Annotated in this window: 15 protein-coding genes and 2 pseudogenes; 6 read left to right on the top strand and 11 right to left on the bottom strand. The window is 66.3% G+C overall.

Annotated elements, in window-relative coordinates; genetic code table 11:
• Positions 1 to 56 precede the first annotated feature (56 nt).
• Entirely contained in the window at positions 57 to 596 is a 540-nt protein-coding gene (locus OL239_RS18745) for an NUDIX hydrolase family protein (RefSeq protein WP_268910148.1), read from the bottom strand.
• Positions 597 to 717: 121 nt separating this feature from the next.
• Between OL239_RS18745 and OL239_RS18740 the strand changes: the two genes are divergently transcribed.
• Together OL239_RS18740 and OL239_RS18735 are read left to right on the top strand one after the other, a co-directional pair.
• On the top strand, positions 718 to 1,347 hold the full coding sequence (locus OL239_RS18740; RefSeq protein ID WP_268910147.1) for a YdeI/OmpD-associated family protein: 630 nt from the start codon (positions 718 to 720) through the stop codon (positions 1,345 to 1,347).
• Between the two features lie 137 nt (positions 1,348 to 1,484).
• Positions 1,485 to 2,363, top strand: coding sequence for a class II glutamine amidotransferase (locus OL239_RS18735; RefSeq protein ID WP_268910146.1), 879 nt, complete (start codon positions 1,485 to 1,487; stop codon positions 2,361 to 2,363).
• Between the two features lie 90 nt (positions 2,364 to 2,453).
• Here OL239_RS18735 and OL239_RS18730 read toward each other — a convergent pair whose 3' ends face one another.
• Together OL239_RS18730 and OL239_RS18725 are read right to left on the bottom strand one after the other, a co-directional pair.
• The gene (locus OL239_RS18730) at positions 2,454 to 3,158 is read right to left on the bottom strand and encodes a glycoside hydrolase family 76 protein (RefSeq protein ID WP_268910145.1); all 705 of its coding nucleotides are present in this window, start codon (positions 3,156 to 3,158) and stop codon (positions 2,454 to 2,456) included.
• Entirely contained in the window at positions 3,143 to 3,481 is a 339-nt protein-coding gene (locus OL239_RS18725; protein ID WP_268910144.1) for a hypothetical protein, read from the bottom strand. Before OL239_RS18725 ends, OL239_RS18730 begins: the two co-directional genes overlap by 16 nt.
• 334 nt (positions 3,482 to 3,815) lie before the next feature.
• Between OL239_RS18725 and OL239_RS18720 the strand changes: the two genes are divergently transcribed.
• The 4 genes from OL239_RS18720 to OL239_RS18705 all read left to right on the top strand — a co-directional run bounded on the left by OL239_RS18720 (position 3,816) and on the right by OL239_RS18705 (position 6,900).
• Positions 3,816 to 4,589 (top strand): 3-hydroxyacyl-CoA dehydrogenase, encoded by a 774-nt coding sequence (locus tag OL239_RS18720; protein ID WP_268910143.1) that lies wholly within the window; start codon positions 3,816 to 3,818, stop codon positions 4,587 to 4,589.
• Between the two features lies 1 nt (position 4,590).
• Positions 4,591 to 5,841: an acyl-CoA dehydrogenase family protein gene (locus OL239_RS18715; RefSeq protein WP_268910142.1), complete on the top strand. Its 1,251-nt coding sequence runs from the start codon at positions 4,591 to 4,593 to the stop codon at positions 5,839 to 5,841.
• A gap of 147 nt (positions 5,842 to 5,988) precedes the next feature.
• Complete coding sequence (locus tag OL239_RS18710) at positions 5,989 to 6,495, top strand: hypothetical protein (RefSeq protein ID WP_268910141.1); 507 nt, start codon at positions 5,989 to 5,991, stop codon at positions 6,493 to 6,495.
• A gap of 99 nt (positions 6,496 to 6,594) precedes the next feature.
• Positions 6,595 to 6,900 (top strand): hypothetical protein, encoded by a 306-nt coding sequence (locus tag OL239_RS18705; protein ID WP_268910140.1) that lies wholly within the window; start codon positions 6,595 to 6,597, stop codon positions 6,898 to 6,900.
• Here the strand turns inward: OL239_RS18705 and OL239_RS18700 are convergent.
• The 8 genes and pseudogenes from OL239_RS18700 to OL239_RS18670 all read right to left on the bottom strand — a co-directional run bounded on the left by OL239_RS18700 (position 6,897) and on the right by OL239_RS18670 (position 17,089).
• On the bottom strand, positions 6,897 to 7,172 hold the full coding sequence (locus OL239_RS18700; RefSeq protein WP_268910139.1) for a zinc-binding dehydrogenase: 276 nt from the start codon (positions 7,170 to 7,172) through the stop codon (positions 6,897 to 6,899). The two genes, OL239_RS18705 and OL239_RS18700, sit on opposite strands and share 4 nt — an antisense overlap.
• Entirely contained in the window at positions 7,172 to 7,825 is a 654-nt protein-coding gene (locus OL239_RS18695) for an NADP-dependent oxidoreductase (protein WP_268910138.1), read from the bottom strand. The genes OL239_RS18700 and OL239_RS18695 overlap by 1 nt, the downstream gene beginning before the upstream one ends.
• A 159-nt stretch (positions 7,826 to 7,984) precedes the next feature.
• The gene (locus OL239_RS18690; RefSeq protein WP_268910137.1) at positions 7,985 to 9,322 is read right to left on the bottom strand and encodes a hypothetical protein; all 1,338 of its coding nucleotides are present in this window, start codon (positions 9,320 to 9,322) and stop codon (positions 7,985 to 7,987) included.
• A 55-nt stretch (positions 9,323 to 9,377) separates the two neighbouring features.
• Positions 9,378 to 10,316 (bottom strand): RluA family pseudouridine synthase, encoded by a 939-nt coding sequence (locus tag OL239_RS18685; RefSeq protein WP_268910136.1) that lies wholly within the window; start codon positions 10,314 to 10,316, stop codon positions 9,378 to 9,380.
• Between the two features lie 91 nt (positions 10,317 to 10,407).
• Positions 10,408 to 10,869, bottom strand: a complete 462-nt coding sequence (locus tag OL239_RS18680) for a MarR family winged helix-turn-helix transcriptional regulator (RefSeq protein WP_268910135.1) — start codon at positions 10,867 to 10,869, stop codon at positions 10,408 to 10,410.
• A 220-nt stretch (positions 10,870 to 11,089) separates the two neighbouring features.
• A pseudogene (locus tag OL239_RS18675) lies at positions 11,090 to 11,898 on the bottom strand (Fpg/Nei family DNA glycosylase).
• A 128-nt stretch (positions 11,899 to 12,026) separates the two neighbouring features.
• The gene (locus tag OL239_RS20375; protein WP_442864180.1) at positions 12,027 to 12,668 is read right to left on the bottom strand and encodes an Lhr family helicase; all 642 of its coding nucleotides are present in this window, start codon (positions 12,666 to 12,668) and stop codon (positions 12,027 to 12,029) included.
• Positions 12,608 to 17,089: pseudogene (locus tag OL239_RS18670) on the bottom strand (DNA glycosylase AlkZ-like family protein). Before OL239_RS18670 ends, OL239_RS20375 begins: the two are co-directional and overlap by 61 nt.
• Between the last annotated feature and the right edge of the window lie 69 nt (positions 17,090 to 17,158).

The raw sequence follows: 17,158 nt of genomic DNA, 5'->3' as shown, positions 1-17,158 counted from the left end.
GGTTCCTTCTCCTCGGGCAGTCGGCCCCCAGTATATAAAGAAGCGGTAACGGGCGCTTAGCGTCCCCAGCTGGCTGATGCGAGCGCCTGCCGCAGGAGGTCCCCCCGGCCGCCGGCAAACTCGGCGTAAATCCCGGGGCTTAGGGCCTCTTCCGGTGTCAGCCAGGACAGCTCCAGGGCGTCCTGCCGCGGATCGCATTCACCGGTGACGGGAATGAGGTAGGCCAGTGCGACGGCGTGCTGGCGTTCATCAGTGAGCCCTGATTGGGAGGGCGACGGGAAATACTCGGCAACGGTAAACGGTGTCAGTGCCGGCGGCAGCTGCGGAAAGGCCATTGGCCCCAGATCCTTTTCGAGGTGGCGCAGCAGGGCGGCCCGGATGGTTTCCCGGTACATGACGCGCCCGGAGACAAAGGTCCGGACCATCTTGCCTTCCTCGGTAGCCTGCAGCAGCAGGCCTACTTCGGTTACGTAACCCAGCGGATCACACCGGACCGGCACCGCTTCCACATAGACCATGGGAAGACGCTGCCTGGCGTCATGCAGGTCATCTTCGGAGAGCCAGCCGGGATAAGGGTCAGGGGTACGAACACTCATAGCAGTGTTTTACCGCAATCCGGCGGGCGCATTGAGCCGACGCGCGGCGCTTTGGCCCTCGGCTGAACTGGCCCGCCCCTTTCTGCAGTCTCTGCGCAGGCATAGCCTCATGGACATGGACATGGACAGCACATCGAAGAAGCCGGCGGCCACCGGTGCAGGGACGAAGGCACCCCTGCCGGAACTGCTGCTCCCGGACGCGGCAGCATGGCGGCGCTGGCTGGAAACCCATCACGCACAGTCCCCGGGAGTACTGCTGGTCCTGGGCCGCAAGGGAGGAAACGTCACCGGATTGTCGTACAACGGGGCGCTTCTGGAGGCCCTGTGCTTTGGCTGGATTGACGGGCAGGCCAACCGCCGTGATGGGGAGAGTTACCTCCAGCGGTTCACCCCGCGCCGTCCGCGCAGCATGTGGAGCCAGCGGAATGTCGGATTCGCTGAGCAGTTGGAAGCGGAGGGGAGGATGCACCAGGCCGGCCGCGCCGCCGTCGAACAGGCAAAGGCGGACGGGCGCTGGGCCGCTGCCTACGCAGGATCAGCAACCGCCCGGGTTCCCGAGGATCTGCTGGCCGCCATAGCGGGCGTGCCTGCGGCTCAGGCCACGTATGACGCCTTGAACGCGCAGAACCGCTTCGCCCTCTACCTCCGCCTCCACGCGGTGAGGACCCCCGCCGCCCGGGGGCGCAGGATTGAGGCGGCCGTACGGATGCTGGCAGAGGGGCTCACGCCCTATCCGCAGCCGCCGCGGTGACGGGGTTGTGCTGCGCGGGGCATCGGCGGGCTGCGCCCTTGCCATTGCCACACCGCCGCGGGACGCTGGATTGACAGTTCATGTCAGGGGAAACCTGCGGCGGACCTCCGTGCCGCGGTAAATCCGGGAGGATCACCATGTGTCGGCTCTTCGGTATGCATGCCGGGAATCAACCGGTCAAAGCAACCTTCTGGCTCCTCACAGCCCCGGACAGCCTTGCGGAGCAAAGCCGGCGCGAGGCCGACGGATTCGGCATCGGGGTGTATGACCGCGAGGGCCGGCCGTCGATGGTGAAGGCACCCATCGCAGCGTACGAGGATCAAGCGTATGCAGCCGAGGCCAGGGACATGGAGAGCATCACGTTCGTCGCCCACGTGCGGTATGCCAGCACCGGCGGTGACGTGAAAGCCAACACCCACCCGTTCGAGCAGGACAACCGGCTCTTCGCCCACAACGGGGTGGTCCAGGACCTGGACCGGCTCGATGCCCGGCTGCGGCAGCTGGGCGGAATGGACCTGGTGAAGGGCGAAACGGACTCGGAGCGGGTGTTTGCCCTGATTACTGCGGAAGCCCGGAGCAACGGCGGCGACGTTGGCGCGGCAATAGCCTCCGCCCTGGGATGGATTGCCGAAAACCTTCGGCTCTTCGCCGTCAACATCATTCTGGCCGATGAGGCCGATCTGTGGGCCGTGCGGTATCCGGACACCCATCCCCTCTACGTTCTGGAGCTCTCCACCGGGGACCGGCACAGCAAAATGTCGACGCCCCGGATCAGCGTCCACAGCCGGCAGCTGCGCGAAGATCAGCGGCCCGCCGTGCTGCTCGCCACCGAAAAAATGGATGACAACCCCAACTGGCGGCTCATGGCTAGCGGTGAAATCCTGCACGTCACTCCGTCGCTGCAGGTCACGAGCAGCAGCCCGCTGCCGCCGTCGCCCCGCCACCGGCTGACCCTTGCGGATCTGGACGAGCGTGCTGCGACGTCGCAGCGTCCCCGGGGTGGCAGGACGCACTAGGTGCGGGGCGCGGGTGCGGCGGGCAGGACAGGCACACGTAGGCGTGAGCCGTGTCCGCGGCGGGCCGGCACCGCGCAGCCGCGCCGGAAGTTAGCTGTGCCCGCGCCGGACGCGCGCTGCTGCCTCCAGGATCATCCACGCCGAGAGCTGGGTGGAGAGGCCGACGGCGGTCCCTGCCGGGTACTGCTGTTCCGCCGGCTGGAGGGGATGCGGGGAAAAGACCGTGCGTTCTCCGTGTTTGGTCCGTCCCGCCCACAGTTCCCGGGCTGTGGCGGCCACCAGCTCTGCGGCCTCGTCCCGCCGCGGCATGGAAAGTGTTGGCGAGACAGCAGCCAGTGCCAGGTAGCGGCACAGGATGCCGGTGAACAGCCCGGCATCGCCGGTGCCGTGCGTGATCAGCACGGCCGTGCCCGCATGGGTCAGCTCGGTGCGTACGGCTCCCACCAGCTCGGCGGCCCGGTCCAGATTCGCCGGACCGCCGAGCTCCAGCAGGGCACCGAGGACCGGCCCCTGGTTGTAGGTGAAAACTGCGCGCTCCACGATCGGATCCTTGGAGCCGGACGCCGCTGGCTTGATGCCGTCCAGGTACAGGCCGGTGCGGGGGTCAAGGAGTACGGCGTTGAGCCAATCGACGAGTGACTGCGCCCGTTCCCGGTCACCGCTTCGCGCGAAATGCAGTGCCGCCGGCGCTGTGGCAGGAGTGTTCTTGAAGGTACGGCGCCGGTTCCAGTACAAGCCGCCGCCATAGGCCGTGGTGTGGGCGGACCGCAGGGCTCCCGTCAGCGACGCCAGCATCCGCGGATGCGGCCGTGCCCTACCGGTCCGTCGGCACCGTTGGAACCGTCGGCACCGTTGGAACCGTCGGCGCCGTTGGCACCGTCGGTGTCCTGCGGACGCAGTGGGCGGACCGGCGCGAGTGCGTCAAGCCGGCTCACGGCCAGCGCCAGCCATGCCATGTCGTCGAAGTACCAGTTGGTGGCCCGCAGCCCGTTCCGCAGCCGGATGCCGCGCACCAGTTTGTGGGCCCGGCGGAGCGCATCGGAATTGCCGCGCAGCGCGGCGTCGACCAGTGCATCAACATAGTGGGCCTGCCACCAATAGTGCCAGGGGCCGGGCATGAGGCTGCGGCGCCCGGGCTCTCGACGGCCGCCAGAGCGGTGCCCGGCAGGCCGAGCAGCGGACGGGTGAAAGCCGCCGTGACGGAGGCTGCGGCGTCGTCGGCCCGGCCCTGAATTTCATGCAGCGGTTCCTCGGGAAGCATGCGCTCCACCCTAGACCCGTGCGCGCCGCCGTTACAGCGGCGGCGTGTTGTTCGGCCCCTCGGACGGGATCCTGTCCATCCTGCGGCGGGAAACCGGCGGGCTGCCGGCCGAAGATGCAGTGTAAGGCGGATCACAGTAGGCTCGTCATGCCGCCGCAGGGGCGGCAGCAACTTTTACGCAGGAGCATTCAGTGGATATTTCAGGCGCATCGGCACTCGTTACCGGAGGTGCCTCCGGGCTCGGGCGGGCTACTGCCCGCAGGCTGTACGACGCCGGCGCGTCAGTGATCCTCGTTGACCTTCCGTCGTCGGGCGGGCTGGCCTATGCGGCTGAGCTCGGCGACAACGCCCACTTCGTACCGGGCGATGTCACCGATGCCGGGCAAATGGCTGCGGCAGTGGAAGCGGCCATGAATGCCGGTCCGCTGCGGGTGGCCGTGAACTGTGCCGGCATTGCCACTCCCGGCAAGGTGCTGGGCCGCAACGGAGTGCTGCCGCTGGAGGACTTTGCCCGTGTCATCCAGGTGAACCTGATCGGAACCTTCAACGTCAGCCGGCTTGCCGCCCAGGCGATGGCCGAGACTGAGCCGGTGGAGTCCGGCGGGACCTTCGAGCGCGGCATCATCATCAATACCGCATCGGTTGCCGCATTCGACGGACAGATCGGCCAGCCCGCCTACGCGGCGTCCAAGGGCGGTGTTGCCGCCATGACGCTGCCGCTGGCCCGGGAGCTGGCGCGGCATTTGATCCGAGTGGTCACGATTGCGCCCGGCATCTTCGAAACGCCCATGATGGCAGGCCTTCCGCAGGAAGCCCAGGACTCGCTGGCCAGCCAGGTGCCGCATCCCTCCCGGCTTGGGCGCCCGGATGAGTATGCCGCCCTGGCCTCGCACATCATCGAAAACCAGATGCTCAACGGCGAGACGATCCGGCTGGACGGCGCCATCCGTATGGGACCGCGCTAAGGTGGCTTCCGATCCTTCCGGCGCCCCGTTCGAGCTGACCCTGCCGGACGCGGACTTCTACGCCTTCGAGGACCTGCTGAGTGACCGCGAAAAACTAAAACTCGCTCAGCTGCGCTCCTTCCTGGCAGCAGAGGTCGCTCCGCACGCGGGCCGGTGGTGGCAGGACGCCTACTTCCCCACCGAGATCCTGCCCAAGCTGGCTGCGCTGGAACTGTCCACGCCGGTGCAACAGGGCTACAGTCCGTTGTTTGCCGGACTCGTGATCGCGGAGATGACCCGCACCGACACATCCCTCGCCACCTTCTTCATGGTCCACCACGACCTTTTTGTCGAAGCCCTGCATGCGTTCGGCTCTGAGGACCAAAAGAACCGCCTGCTCGCCGACGCACTGGCGCTGCGGATTACCGGAGCCTTTGCCCTGACCGAGCCGGAGCACGGTTCCGATGTCGCCGGAGGCATGGAAACCACTGCCGTCCGGGACGGGGATTCCTGGCTGCTCAACGGCAGCAAGCGGTGGATCGGCAACGGAACGTTCTGCGACTACATGCTGCTGTGGGCCCGTGAACCTGACACCGGAAAAATCCGCGGTTTCCTCCTGGACGCTTCGCTGCCGGGCGTCCGCCGGAGCCGGATTGAGAACAAGACGGCATTGCGCACCGTGCAGAATGCCGACATCACGCTTACTCATGTCCGCGTTTCCGAAGCCGACCGGCTCGCCGGCATCGACAGCTTTGAAGACATCAAGCACCTGCTGCGCGGATCCCGGATCATGGTGGGCTGGCAGGCCGTTGGCGCCCAGCTGGCGGCCGTCGACATTGCCCGCGCCTATGCCGTGGAGCGGCGGCAGTTTGGCCGCCCGCTGGCTTCCTTCCAGCTGGTTGCGGAGCAGCTGGTGCGAATGCTCGGCAACACCGTGGCAAGCACGGGCATGCTCGCGCGGGTTGCTGAGCTGGAACGCGGCGGGTACCCGTCAGCGGCTGGCGCGGACGGCGAAACATCCGGACGGACGGCCGGCCGGAGTGCTTCCGACGGAATGGCCCAGGCCGCGCTGGCCAAGTCCTATGCCAGCCGGAAGATGCGCGAGACCCTGGCGCTGGGCCGCAGCATTCTGGGCGGCAACGGAATCGTAACTGATTACCGCATGGCCAAGGTCTTTGCCGACTCCGAAGCCATCTACACCTACGAAGGCTCCTACGAGATCAACTCACTCATAGTGGGCCGGGACCTCACCGGCATTTCGGCACTGCGCTAGGTTCCACCGGCCGTTCAGGGGCGGCGGGGTTTCTGCCGGGTGGTGTCGGACAGGAGATGTCAGTAGGCTTACTAAAGAGGTTCTGCCGCTCCCCGGCCGTGATTTCCGGGGAAACGGCAGGCGAACGCAGACGGAAAGGCAGAGTTGATGGACGAGCAAAGCATTCCCGATCCCGAACTGGGCACCAACCCCGTATTGGCCGACGACATTGCCGACGTAGTAACTCCGGACGAAATTGCCGAAGTTCCCCTGGACGACCTGACGGACGCCGATGACCTGGCCAACGCCGATGAAATGATCGATCCGGAAGACCTGAGCTACCCGGGGGCCGCAGAGGATAATCCGGACCGCTGGCAGGAGGACCCGCTGGTGCAGACGGATCCCATGGTGAACGAACCCGGGCTTCTGTCGGACCAGACGCTGCGGGACGAAACCGCCGAAGAGCGTTTCGAAGAGGGCGACACCCAGATTCCTCCGGAGGTGCCCACCATCGGTGAAGCAGCCGGCGACGTCGACTTCGACGACCCGGTCTCTGCGGACGAAGAAGACGGCAGCGATGATCCGGCCCACCTTGGCGGAGATCCCCTGGCCGACTTCACCCCGGAGGATAACGAGCTTAAGCGGTTGCCGGGATTGGGCTCCGGACCGGATTGACCTCCGGGAGCTGAGGGAACCCAATCCCGCCGGCCTGCGGCCTGCGGCCCAGCCCGAACTCAGCCGGGCCTGTCCGCGGTGACCGATTAGCCTGTTCTTATGCCATCTTTCCGAGCCCAGCTGAACATCACGGGACTGAAGCCCGGCACCCTGCCTGAAGCCGTGATGGAAACTGCCGTCGCCGCCCTGGGTGCCAGCCACCACGTTGAAGCTCATCAGCTCGATATTGTCGGCGGGATACCGCGCATTACCCTGCGCTTTATGGTTCCCGACAACGAATGGACACAGGAGAATTCCCAGGCGAAACGGGCAGCAGCCAATATGCGCCATGCCGTGGAGGGGATAGCGGACGCGGAACGTTTGCGCGTCCTGCGGCGCCAGCGGGGGCAGTGGGTTCCGCTCTAAAAGACCAGCACCAGGCGTCCCCGGACTCCTCCGGCTTCGAGCCGGCGGTGCGCCTCGGCCGCCTGATCCGCGGGCAGCCGGTCAGCGACCCGAAGCGTCAGGGTTCCGTCTTCGACGAGGCGGCGCAGCGCCTCCAGCTTGTGGCCTGAGTGATACTCGTCCCGCACGGCGACGGGATGTACGGTGATTCCGCGGCCCGGCTCCGCCTGCCACCAGCGGAAGGTCGCGAAAGCGCCGCCGTCCTTCACTGCAGGAACTGCCTTTTCGTTCATCACGGCGGCGTCGGCGACGGCGTCGACCCCGTCGGGGAAAACTCCCTCACATGCTGTGCGGCATCGTCACCGCGTTCCACCAAGTAGTCCGGCCCCAGCCCTGCGACCAGGGCACGGTCTTTCCCGGCGGCGTCGGCCACCACTACCAGGCCTGCGTGTTTGGCCAGTTGTACCAGGTAATTGCCCAGCGTTCCGGCGGCACCCGTCACGGCGAGCGACTGTCCGGGCTGCAGATTGAGCTTTTCCAGCGTTTGCACTGCGGTCAGTCCGTTCATGGGCAGCGTGGAAGCTTCGGCAAAATCGCTGCCTTCCGGGATGTGGGCCAAGGAGTCGGCGGGAGCAATCAGATACTCCGCGTAGGCACCTCGCCGGGCACCCAGGGGCAGGGCAACGGCCATGACCTCGTCGCCAATCTTCCATTCAGCGGCCCCGTTAGCCTCGTCTATGATCCCTGCCGCGTCCATGCCGGGAATAGCCGGAAGCTCGATCTGGCCCCGGCCCTGGCCGCCGGCGCGAAGGACGGTGTCCGTTGGGCTTACCGCTGCTGCCTTGACCCGAATCCGGACCTCACCCGGTCCGGCGTGCGGCTCGGGGGCTTCGAGCATTGTCAGGGCCTCCGGGCCGCCGAACTGTTCCACGCCAATGATCTTCATACCCGGCGGCAACCAATCCCGTTTGCGGAGTATTCCTTGCGGTGTGCATCGTCGGGTGCGGCGGCGAGGCGCCGCAGAGGCGGCTGCGGCTGGCGGCGGCGGCGAGGCGCCGAAGAGACGGCTACGGCTGGCTGCGGCGGCGAGGCGCCGAAGAGACGGCTACGGCTGGCTGCGGCGTTCGTTCCTTCGCCTTTCGTGGTCCACCTGATGCCGCCGGGATCCGGCGGAGACCAGGACCAGAAAAGCGCAGGCCGCTGCGGCTGCCCCGATGACCGTGGACTGCGGCAACCCGGCCAGCCGTTCCCCGCTCACACACGCCAGGGCAAAGACGGCGGCCAGTGCCAGCGACAGATGGCCTCGGTCCGTCATGCACACGGTGGTGATCCCAACGGTGACGGTAACCAAGGCAATCAACGCCCACGCGGTGCCGCCCCAGCCGGCCAAATCCGCCTCCTGCCGCGTTAGGAAATAAGCCAGCGAAGTGGTCAGGGTGAAAGTACCTGCGGCGAGGAACAACCCGAGGGGCGCTTCGGACAGGAACGCTTCAGTTCGGGTAGCCGCCGGGGTGCTGTTGGCACCGTGAATGCCGGTGAGTCCCAGTGCGGTTTGGGCAGCACCGGCAGCCAGCAAGCCGGCAGCAGAGCCGGTTGCGGCTGCCAGCAGCCATACGAGCGACACGATCCCGGCTGCCAGGATCATCCATCCGAACCGGCTGTGCCGTGGATTCGTTCGCTGCTCCGGAAGCCACTGGTAGAGCGCGTACCCGACCCATCCGGCAGCTACCGGCAACCAGATCCACCATAACCATGCCGCAGGTGCGACCAGGGATCCGGCCGGGCTTAGGACAGCATCCGGGCTCAGCGCGGCCAGGGGATTGCCGTCACGTACCGCAACGGTTGCAGCAACGGCGCAGGCACCAACTGCTGCTGCCGCTGCTGACACTGCGATCCTGCGGATCAGTGCAATATGCCGGATCGTGTGAACCGGAAAAACCAGCGCGCGGCGGCCCGGCGGTTCGCCCGGCGCCTGCGAGGACAGTTCCGGTGGGGCCGCCCTTCCGCTCGTTGCAATTTCTGCGGTCAGCAGCTCTGCCGGCTCGAGCAGGGCCGGTTGGTCGTTCCAGCGAAGGATACGGGATGAGCTGCCGGCCGTCGGTGCGGAGGAAACGGGGCCCGGGCGCGGCGGCGCCGCCGGTGCGGTCCCGGGCGGCGTCGGCGCGGGCGCAGCCGCTGCTGCCGACTCCGGTGAATGAGGGCGGTATCCGGGAGCCGAGGGGTGAACGATCCGTTTGCGGTCCGGGTATGCCCTGAAGGTCTTCAGCGGGGGCGCAGGATCGGGGCCATCCTGCAGGTCTGGGTAGGAGAGATGTTCGGGGTCCCGCTGCGTTTCCGGAGCATGCTGTTCTTTCGGTCCGCGCTGCGGTCCGGACGGCGTCGACGGCGGAATCATCAGGGTCCTTCCCCTGCCGGACAGCGGGCGCTGCTCCGATGTTTTCACCCACCCTACCCATAGATAAAACGGATGGGCAGGATAATTTTCCGGAGAACGATACTCAGTCTGCCGCCGGGGAATGACGATTACTCTGCGGCGGCTTCGGCGCGCAGGCCAGCGTCAGTCCGCTCCGGTACCGCACTTCCTGCCTCGTTAGCGGGTCCACGAATTCAACTGACCGGGCCAGCAGCTGCAGCGGCCGGGCGTAGTCGTCCGGTGCCTGCGGCAAGAGTTCCGGGTAGAAGGAATCGTTGAGGATGCCGATTCCCAGCGAAGCCATGTGCACCCGCAATTGGTGTGTTTTCCCGGTGTGCGGCTGCAAACGGTACCGGCCCACGCCGTCGTGCGCTTCCAGAAGATCGACGTGCGTTTCTGCATTGGGCTCACCGGGCACCTCCTGGGCCAGCAGGTAAGTCCGTGACTTGATCATGCGGCTGCGCACCACGCAGGGGAGTTCAAGGTCCGTGCGCACCGGAGCGACGGCTTCGTACTCCTTGGTGATAAGGCGTTTTTCGAACAGCGTCTGGTACTTTCCGCGGGTGTCCGGATTGGTGGAAAAGAGCAGAACTCCGGCCGTCATCCGGTCCAGCCGGTGCATGGGAATGAGGTCCGGAATGTCCAGCTGCACACGAAGCCGCACCAGTGCGGACTCCGCCACGTACATGCCTCCCGGTGTCGTGGGCAGGAAGTGCGGTTTGTCGACAACCAGCAGGTTTTCGTCCTGGTGCAGGATGCTGATCTCCACCGGGAGCCGCTTTTCGGGAGGAAGCTCGCGGTAATACCAAATGAAAGTGTGCTCATTGAGGGGAGTCTGCTGCGTCAGGGGTATACCGCCCACACCCACTACCTCACCCCGCGCGAAACGGTCCACGATTCCGTCCGGGTCGACGTGGCCGAAACGGGACAAAACGTAGTCCATGGCAGTGTTCCACGGGCCTTCAACCGGCAACCGCAAACGAGTGGCATTTACGCCGTTGCGCACTGGAAGCGGAGATTGCATCACCCTTCCAGATTACCCAGTGGCGCAGGGCAGTTCCGCCGGGCTCCTGCCGGCAGGACTCAGGAGGACTATGGCGAGGCCCGGTAACTGATCAGCAGGCTCCGGAGACTTCGTCGGTTTGGCCGGTGGATGCCGGTTTTTCGTCGACGACATCGGTGAGCTGCTGAAGGAACCCGGCAACAACTTCCGCTTCATCTGCCGAGAGCGCGGTCGCTACGGCAAGCATTCGCTGGTGCATCGGTCCGAAAAGCTCACGCATCTCGCGGTTCGATTTTTCCGTTGGTACCAATTCCAGCGCCCGGCGGTCCGTGGGATGGAGCTTTCGCCGAATATGCCCGCTGCTCACGAGACGGTCGATGAGGGCGGTGGTCGACGCGGTGGAGATGGAGAGGAACCGGCTCACATCAGTGGGGCTTAGATTGTTCCCTTGCTCGTGGGCACGCATGAGGTGCCGAAGTGCCTGCATGTCTTTCTCATTGATGCCCAAAGCGACGCGCCCCCGCCGGCGCATATCCTGTTCAGCCGCCCGATAATCCCGCAGGGCTTTGAGCACGGCACGCCCCGGCTCCTGATCCGGGGATCCCGCATACCAAAAGCCTGGCACTCCTGTGGAACTGGTGGGACACATAGCGCATATAGTACGGCGCTCACGATGGCCCTGCCCGATATGGCACGGACATGACGGCGCTGATTCCAGGAGGCAGGGGCTGCCAGCGGTGCTCCACCGGACCGGTGAACCGCTCTGTTTAGCGGTCCACCGCTGGTCCACGGTGCTAGGCGGGTTGCCGGCGGACTTCAGGCTGGCAATGCGGACAGTAATACAGATCCCGCAACTCCATAGCGTTGTCCCCGATCAGCTCGTGGACAACTTTCGTTCCGCAGCGCAGGCACCCCCGGGTTTCGCGGTTGTACACCCACAGCGGATCCCGGCCCCGGTTTCCCGTGGTGATCCGGCGGCTGCGTGTTTTGTTCGCTTCGAGCAGCCGCTTGGAGAGGTTGATGATCCGCGGCAGGTTCGGTACTTCCCCGCGGGCGTCAACGGATGCACCCCGGCCAGGAAGCAAATCTCGCAGCGGTACACGTTGCCGATTCCGGCCAGGTTGCGCTGGTCCAGCAGCGCCAAGCCGATGGGTCGTTCCGGAACTGCCCGGATCCGCCGCAGCGCTTCTGCTGCATCCCAGTCCGGTCCGAGCAGATCCGGACCGAGGTACCCCACGGCGTCGTTTTCTTCAGCGCGGGGGAGAACGCGCAGGAAGCCGAGGTCGAAGCCAACCACCTGCTTCCGGGCGGTTTCCAGGACGCAGCGTGCTTTGAAGGCCGGGCGCCGCCAGCGTTCCCCGCGGTCATACACATGCCACAGTCCCTCCATCTTGAGATGGGAATGCAGCATCCAGCCGGTAACCTCATCGTCCAACCGGATCAGCAGGTGTTTGCCGCGGGAAAGGACGTCGGCAACTGTGCGGCCCGAGAAGTCAGTGGTGGCGAATTTTGGGACGCGGATGTCGCACCGGGTGAGTGTCTGGCCGGCAAGGGCTGCGTTCAGTTCACGTGCGGCCCGCCAAACGGTATCTCCTTCAGGCACCGGCGCCTCCCTGCAGAGCCCGGCGTATCCGCCGGTAAAGAACCGGGCCGATCCGGCTTCGGGCGGGTTCCGCTCCGGTGGCTCTTCGCGGAGCCAGGGTGCCCGGGGCGCAGATGTTTCGGCGGGAATCAGACACGGTACCGCAGCCCCTTTGGCGTGGTGTAGAAACCGGCGTGAGTCAACGCTTTGGCGGCGTCCGTATCCAGGACATCCTGCCCGTTGACTTTTTCGATGGCCATCTTCTCCGCGGCGCCACGGCGGATGATCCCTACCAGCGCTCCGGCGGAGAGCCCGAGCACTGCCGGATCTTCCGTGAATGACAGGAGCGTTTTTCCGCCGCGTTCGGCATAGAGGGCGAGATTTCCGTCCACCAGAACGACCAGGGCCCCGGCTTTGCGGCCCGGGCGGTGTCCGCCCTCGAGCGCCGGCCACGGCAGTGCTGCACCGTAGGGGTTGGCTGGGTCGGTGGCGGCCAGCGCCACCGCTGTAGGCTCCGGCTTCCGCAGCTGCGCATCCTCGGAAAAGGACCGCAGTCGGTCAACCGTTGCGGGGACCGCGAACTGAGCAGCACCAAGCTGTTCAATGAAGTAGCCGCGCCGGCAGCGTCCCATCTCCTCAAGCCGGGCCAGCACCCGGTACAGCAGTCCAAAACCGCCGGGAGTTCCTTCGCTGGCAACGGAGCCGCGGGTCAGGATCCCGTACCGGTCCATCAGCAGTTCTGCGGTTGCATGAGCGTGGATGGTGGTGTCCGTTTCCACCGGCGGCAGCATGCTCCAGCGCCCTGCCACCAGCGGGGAGCGTTGCGAAGAGCTGCCGGCTGGTTTCCTGCCGCCAGGCGCATGGACCCTCCGGTGAGGGATGCCCCCGGGGCGCGGCCAATGCGCCCGAGCCGGGCGGTGCGGGCACGGGGAGTCGCCGCCCGCTGCTTGTGGGCTGTCTTGCCGCCGGACAGCAGCGACCGGACCGGGGTAAAGGTGTCGTTGCTGATCCGGCCGGACCACACCAGGTCCCACAGGGCCCCAATAATGTTCGCATCGGAGGATTCGGTGCCCTGCGCGGCCAGCGCGTCGGACAGCTGGCGGAAAAAGTACGCCCCTCCGCCCGACAGGAGATTCAACAGCTGCAGCTGCAGCTCGGAGGGGTCGAAATCAGTTGCCGGATTGAGCGTCAGGGGGGCGTTTTCGGCGAGGTGCAGGGCAATCCAGCCGTCATTGCCGGGCAGCGACCCGGTTCCTGACCAGAGGACTTCTCCCGTGGCCGTTAGTTCGTCCAGCATGGACGGCGAATAGTTGCGGACGCGGGAGGCCAGGATGAGCGGTTCCCACGCGGATGCGGGAATGGGAACTCCGGAGAGCTGATCGATCACGGTCACGACGCCATCGAGCCCCCGCAGCGAGGACCCGACGTTCTGCCAGACGGGCAGGAACCGGGCGAACGTGGCCGGATCCACCGGCTCCACTTCGGACCGCAGCGCAGCAAGCGAACGCCGGCGCAGGCGGCGCAGCACGTCGGCGTCACACCATTCGGTTCCTCCCGGGGTGCCGGGCACGGTAATGACCGCGCCGGGTGTGGTGTCGACGCCGGCTGCGGCGTCCAGGACGGCGGTCTCCGCAGGGCGGAACTCGCCCTCAACCACCCGTCCCTCACCGGCGAGCCGCTGCAGGGTGCCGGTGACGACGGCGATCCCCAGTCCCAGCCTCGCTGCGGCTTCCGCGGCCGTGAACGGTCCGTGGGTTCGGGCGTACCGGCCGACCAGGTCGCCCAGGGGGTCGGCCACCGGCTCAATGAAGGCCAGCGGAACCCCCATAGGCAGCGGAACACCCAGAGCATCACGCAGCCGGGCGGCATCCTCGATGGCTGCATAACGGGAGAGCCCGGCAACGCCGACCTTTAGGGCGCGGTTGTTACGGACCAGCTCCTCAAGGAGCCCGGCAGCATACTCCTGGCTGGCATGTTCCTGTGCTGCCGCCGGATTCTGCTGCGCCGCATCGTCCCCGGCCTCAGCGGTGCTGCCTTCCGGCTCCAGCCGGGCCGCGGCTTCGGCTGCCGTGAGCGGTCCGAGCAGCCGGAGCAGGTCCGCCACTCCTTCGACGCCCCGGACGCGGCGGTCCGCTGCCAGCCGCTGCAGCTCATGTTCGATCTGCGTGATGATGCGTGCGTCCAGGAGCTCGCGCAGTTCTGCCCTGCCGAGAAGCTCATTGAGCAGCGTGGGATCCAGTGACAGTGCTGCGGCGCGGCGCTCAGCGAGCGGCGAATCGCCCTCGTACAGAAACGCACCGACATAGCCGAAGAGGAGAGACCGGGCAAACGGCGACGGCGAGGGTGTGGTGGTTTCCACGAGCCGGATTTCGCGGCGCTCGATTCCTGCGGCGATGTCCTTCAGAGCGGGCAGATCGTAGACATCCTGCAGGCACTCGCGCACGGTTTCGAGCACGATCGGAAAGGTGGGGTACTTTTTGGCAACATCCAGCAGCTGTGCCGATCTTTGCCGCTGCTGCCACAGCGGGCTGCGCTTTCCGGGATTCTGCCGCGGCAGGAGCAGTGCCCGGGCGGCGCATTCCCGGAACCGGGAGGCGAACAGGGCCGATCCGCCCACTTCCGCCGTGACAATGGACTCGAGCTCGTCCGCTTCAAAAAGGAACAGCTCGGCACCAGGTGGTTCGTCTTCCATGAGCGGCACCCGCAGCACGATCCCGTCGTCGGACGCCATTGCCGACCCGTCCAGGCCGTAGCGCTGATGCAGGCGGGCGCCGACGGCCAGAGCCCAGGGCATGCACCGGCATGCCGTAGGGGCTGTGCAGGACGATCCGCCAGTCTCCGAGCTCGTCGTGGAAACGCTCCACCACCAGCGAGCGGTCGTTCGGCACCACGTCCGTTGCCTGCTGCTGATCACGCAGGTACGTGATGAGGTTTCCGGCGGCCCACTCATCGAGTCCGACGGCGGCAAGGCGCCGGCGGGCAGCATCGTCGTCGCTGCCGGCCATTTCCCGGACGAATGCTCCGAGTGCGCGGCCCAGCTCCACCGGCCGCCCCAGGGAGTCTCCGCGCCAGAAGGGCAGTTTGCCGGGCTGTCCGAAGGCGGGGAAACCAGCACCCGGTCATGGGTAATGTCCTCGATCCGCCAGCTGGTGGCGCCGAGGGCAAAGACATCACCCACGCGGGATTCATAGACCATCTCTTCGTCGAGTTCACCGACCCGCCGGCTGTTTTTGCCTTCCGAGTCTCCCACCAGATACACGCCGAACAGCCCACGGTCCGGGATGGTGCCTCCGGATGTCACCGCGAGCCGCTGGGCGCCGGGGCGTCCGGTGATGGTGCCGTCGGTGCGGTCCCATACGATCCGCGGTCGCAGTTCCGCGAACTCGTCGGACGGGTAGCGGCCGGCCAGCAGATCCAGGGTGGCGTCAAACGCCGAGCGCGGCAGCCCGGCGAAGGGCGCGGAACGGCGGACGACGTCGAACCATTCCTCCACGTCGATGGAACCCAGCGCTGCTGCCGCTACGGTCTGCTGGGCAAGGATGTCCAGCGGGTTCGCAGGGATGAACAGGGGTTCGATGTGTCCGGCAAGCATCCGTTCGGCGACGACGGTGGAGTTGAGCAGGTCGCCGCGGTGTTTGGGGAACATGACCCCCTGGGAGGTTTCTCCCACCTGGTGTCCGGCGCGCCCCACGCGCTGCAGTCCGCTGGCCACGGACGGCGGCGATTCGACCTGGATGACCAAGTCGACGGCACCCATGTCGATGCCCAGTTCGAGGGAGCTGGTGGCCACCACGCAGCGGAGGCGTCCGGATTTCAGGTCGTCTTCGATCAAGGCGCGCTGGTCTTTGGAGACGGACCCGTGGTGGGCGCGGGCCAGCAGCGGGTTCTCGCCCTCGGCTGCCGGCGGTTCCGGTTCGCGGTACCGGATGGAAACTCCTGCTTGTGCCATGAGCTGCGCGGGAGGCCGGGCAGCGGGCACTGCCGAAGGTGGATTCCCGAAGGTGCCGTTCCCAACGGCCGTGATGCCTGCGGGGTGCGTGCCGGCACCGGGTGCGGCACTCCCGTGGGGTGTCCCGGTTCCATTGCCGGGAGCGTCGTCGGTTCCGGTGGCAGCCGCAGCGGCCGCCGGCAGCTGCGCTGCCTCTTTCCGGTACGCGTGGATCTCGTTGAGTCTTGCGGTCAGCCGTTCGGCCAGCCGCCGGGAGTTGGCAAAGACGATGGTGGAGCGGTTGGCCTCAATGAGGTCCACGATCTTTTCCTCGACATGCGGCCAAATGCTCGCCTGAGGCGCGTAGCCGCCTTCCAGCGTGTCTTCAGCCGGAGGCGTACCGCCCAGGTCGGACATATCCTCCACCGGAACCGTCACCGTGAGGTTCCATGACTTGGAGGAGGCTGGTGCGACGATTCTGACCGGAGCATTTCCGCCCAGGAACCGAGCGACTGTTTCGTGCGGTTCCACCGTTGCGGACAAGCCAATGCGCTGGACAGGTTTGGGCAGCATGGCATCCAGGCGGGCAAGCGTTACGGCAAGATGTGCACCCCGCTTGGTGCCGGCCACGGCATGCACCTCGTCGACGATCACCGTGTCCACTTCCGCGAGTGTTTCCCGTGCGCGTGACGTCAGCATGAGGAACAGGGATTCAGGCGTGGTGATGAGGATGTCCGGCGGGCGGGTCAGCAGTGCCCGGCGTTCGTTCTGCGGTGTGTCTCCCGAACGGACACCTACGGTGATGCCCGGTGCCGGCAGGCCCAGGCGTTTTGCTGTTTGGGTGATGCCGATCAAGGGAGAGCGCAGGTTCCGCTCGACGTCGACACCGAGCGCCTTCAGCGGCGAAATATACAAAACCCTGGTTTTGCGTTTCGGTTCGGTGTTTCGTTTGCGGCTGGGCGTTTTGGTGCGCGTGCCGGGTTTGGCGGTTGATGATGCGGACGATGCTGATGATCCGGCTGGAGCGCTGACGGGCAGGTTCGTAGCTGTTTCGGAAGCTGTCGCCTCGGCGCCGGCGGCCGAGGCAATGAAACTGTCCAAGGCCCACAGGAACGCTGCCAGCGTTTTACCGGAGCCGGTGGGCGCAACCACCAGCGCATTGGATCCTTCGGAGATGGCGTCCCATGCTCCGGTTTGGGCAGGTGTTGGCGCATCAAAGGCACCCTCGAACCACTCCCTGGTGGCGGGGGTGAACTTCTGCAGCACCGAAACTCCCGACGTCATGGGACCTATTCTTCCGCACGGTCCCGACACTTTTGACCCTCGCACGTGAGGTTCGGCTGGAGGCCGAAT

Origin of the sequence: Arthrobacter sp. ATA002, from assembly GCF_026898095.1 — a bacterium.
Taxonomy (GTDB): domain Bacteria; phylum Actinomycetota; class Actinomycetes; order Actinomycetales; family Micrococcaceae; genus Arthrobacter_B.
This window is presented reverse-complemented; position numbering and strand designations above follow the sequence as displayed.

Bases quoted from the DNA above. Each gene is read 5' to 3' on its own strand.
- OL239_RS18735 (WP_268910146.1), top strand. From the start codon at position 1,485: ATGTGTCGGCTCTTCGGTATGCATGCCGGGAATCAACCGGTCAAAGCA.
- OL239_RS18745 (WP_268910148.1), bottom strand. From the start codon at position 596: ATGAGTGTTCGTACCCCTGACCCTTATCCCGGCTGGCTCTCCGAAGAT.
- OL239_RS18730 (WP_268910145.1), bottom strand. From the start codon at position 3,158: ATGCTGGCGTCGCTGACGGGAGCCCTGCGGTCCGCCCACACCACGGCC.
- OL239_RS18695 (WP_268910138.1), bottom strand. From the start codon at position 7,825: ATGAAGATCATTGGCGTGGAACAGTTCGGCGGCCCGGAGGCCCTGACA.
- OL239_RS18710 (WP_268910141.1), top strand. From the start codon at position 5,989: ATGGACGAGCAAAGCATTCCCGATCCCGAACTGGGCACCAACCCCGTA.
- OL239_RS18705 (WP_268910140.1), top strand. From the start codon at position 6,595: ATGCCATCTTTCCGAGCCCAGCTGAACATCACGGGACTGAAGCCCGGC.
- OL239_RS18725 (WP_268910144.1), bottom strand. From the start codon at position 3,481: ATGCCCGGCCCCTGGCACTATTGGTGGCAGGCCCACTATGTTGATGCA.
- OL239_RS18685 (WP_268910136.1), bottom strand. From the start codon at position 10,316: ATGCAATCTCCGCTTCCAGTGCGCAACGGCGTAAATGCCACTCGTTTG.
- OL239_RS18700 (WP_268910139.1), bottom strand. From the start codon at position 7,172: ATGAACGAAAAGGCAGTTCCTGCAGTGAAGGACGGCGGCGCTTTCGCG.
- OL239_RS18740 (WP_268910147.1), top strand. From the start codon at position 718: ATGGACAGCACATCGAAGAAGCCGGCGGCCACCGGTGCAGGGACGAAG.
- OL239_RS20375 (WP_442864180.1), bottom strand. From the start codon at position 12,668: ATGCTGCCGCCGGTGGAAACGGACACCACCATCCACGCTCATGCAACC.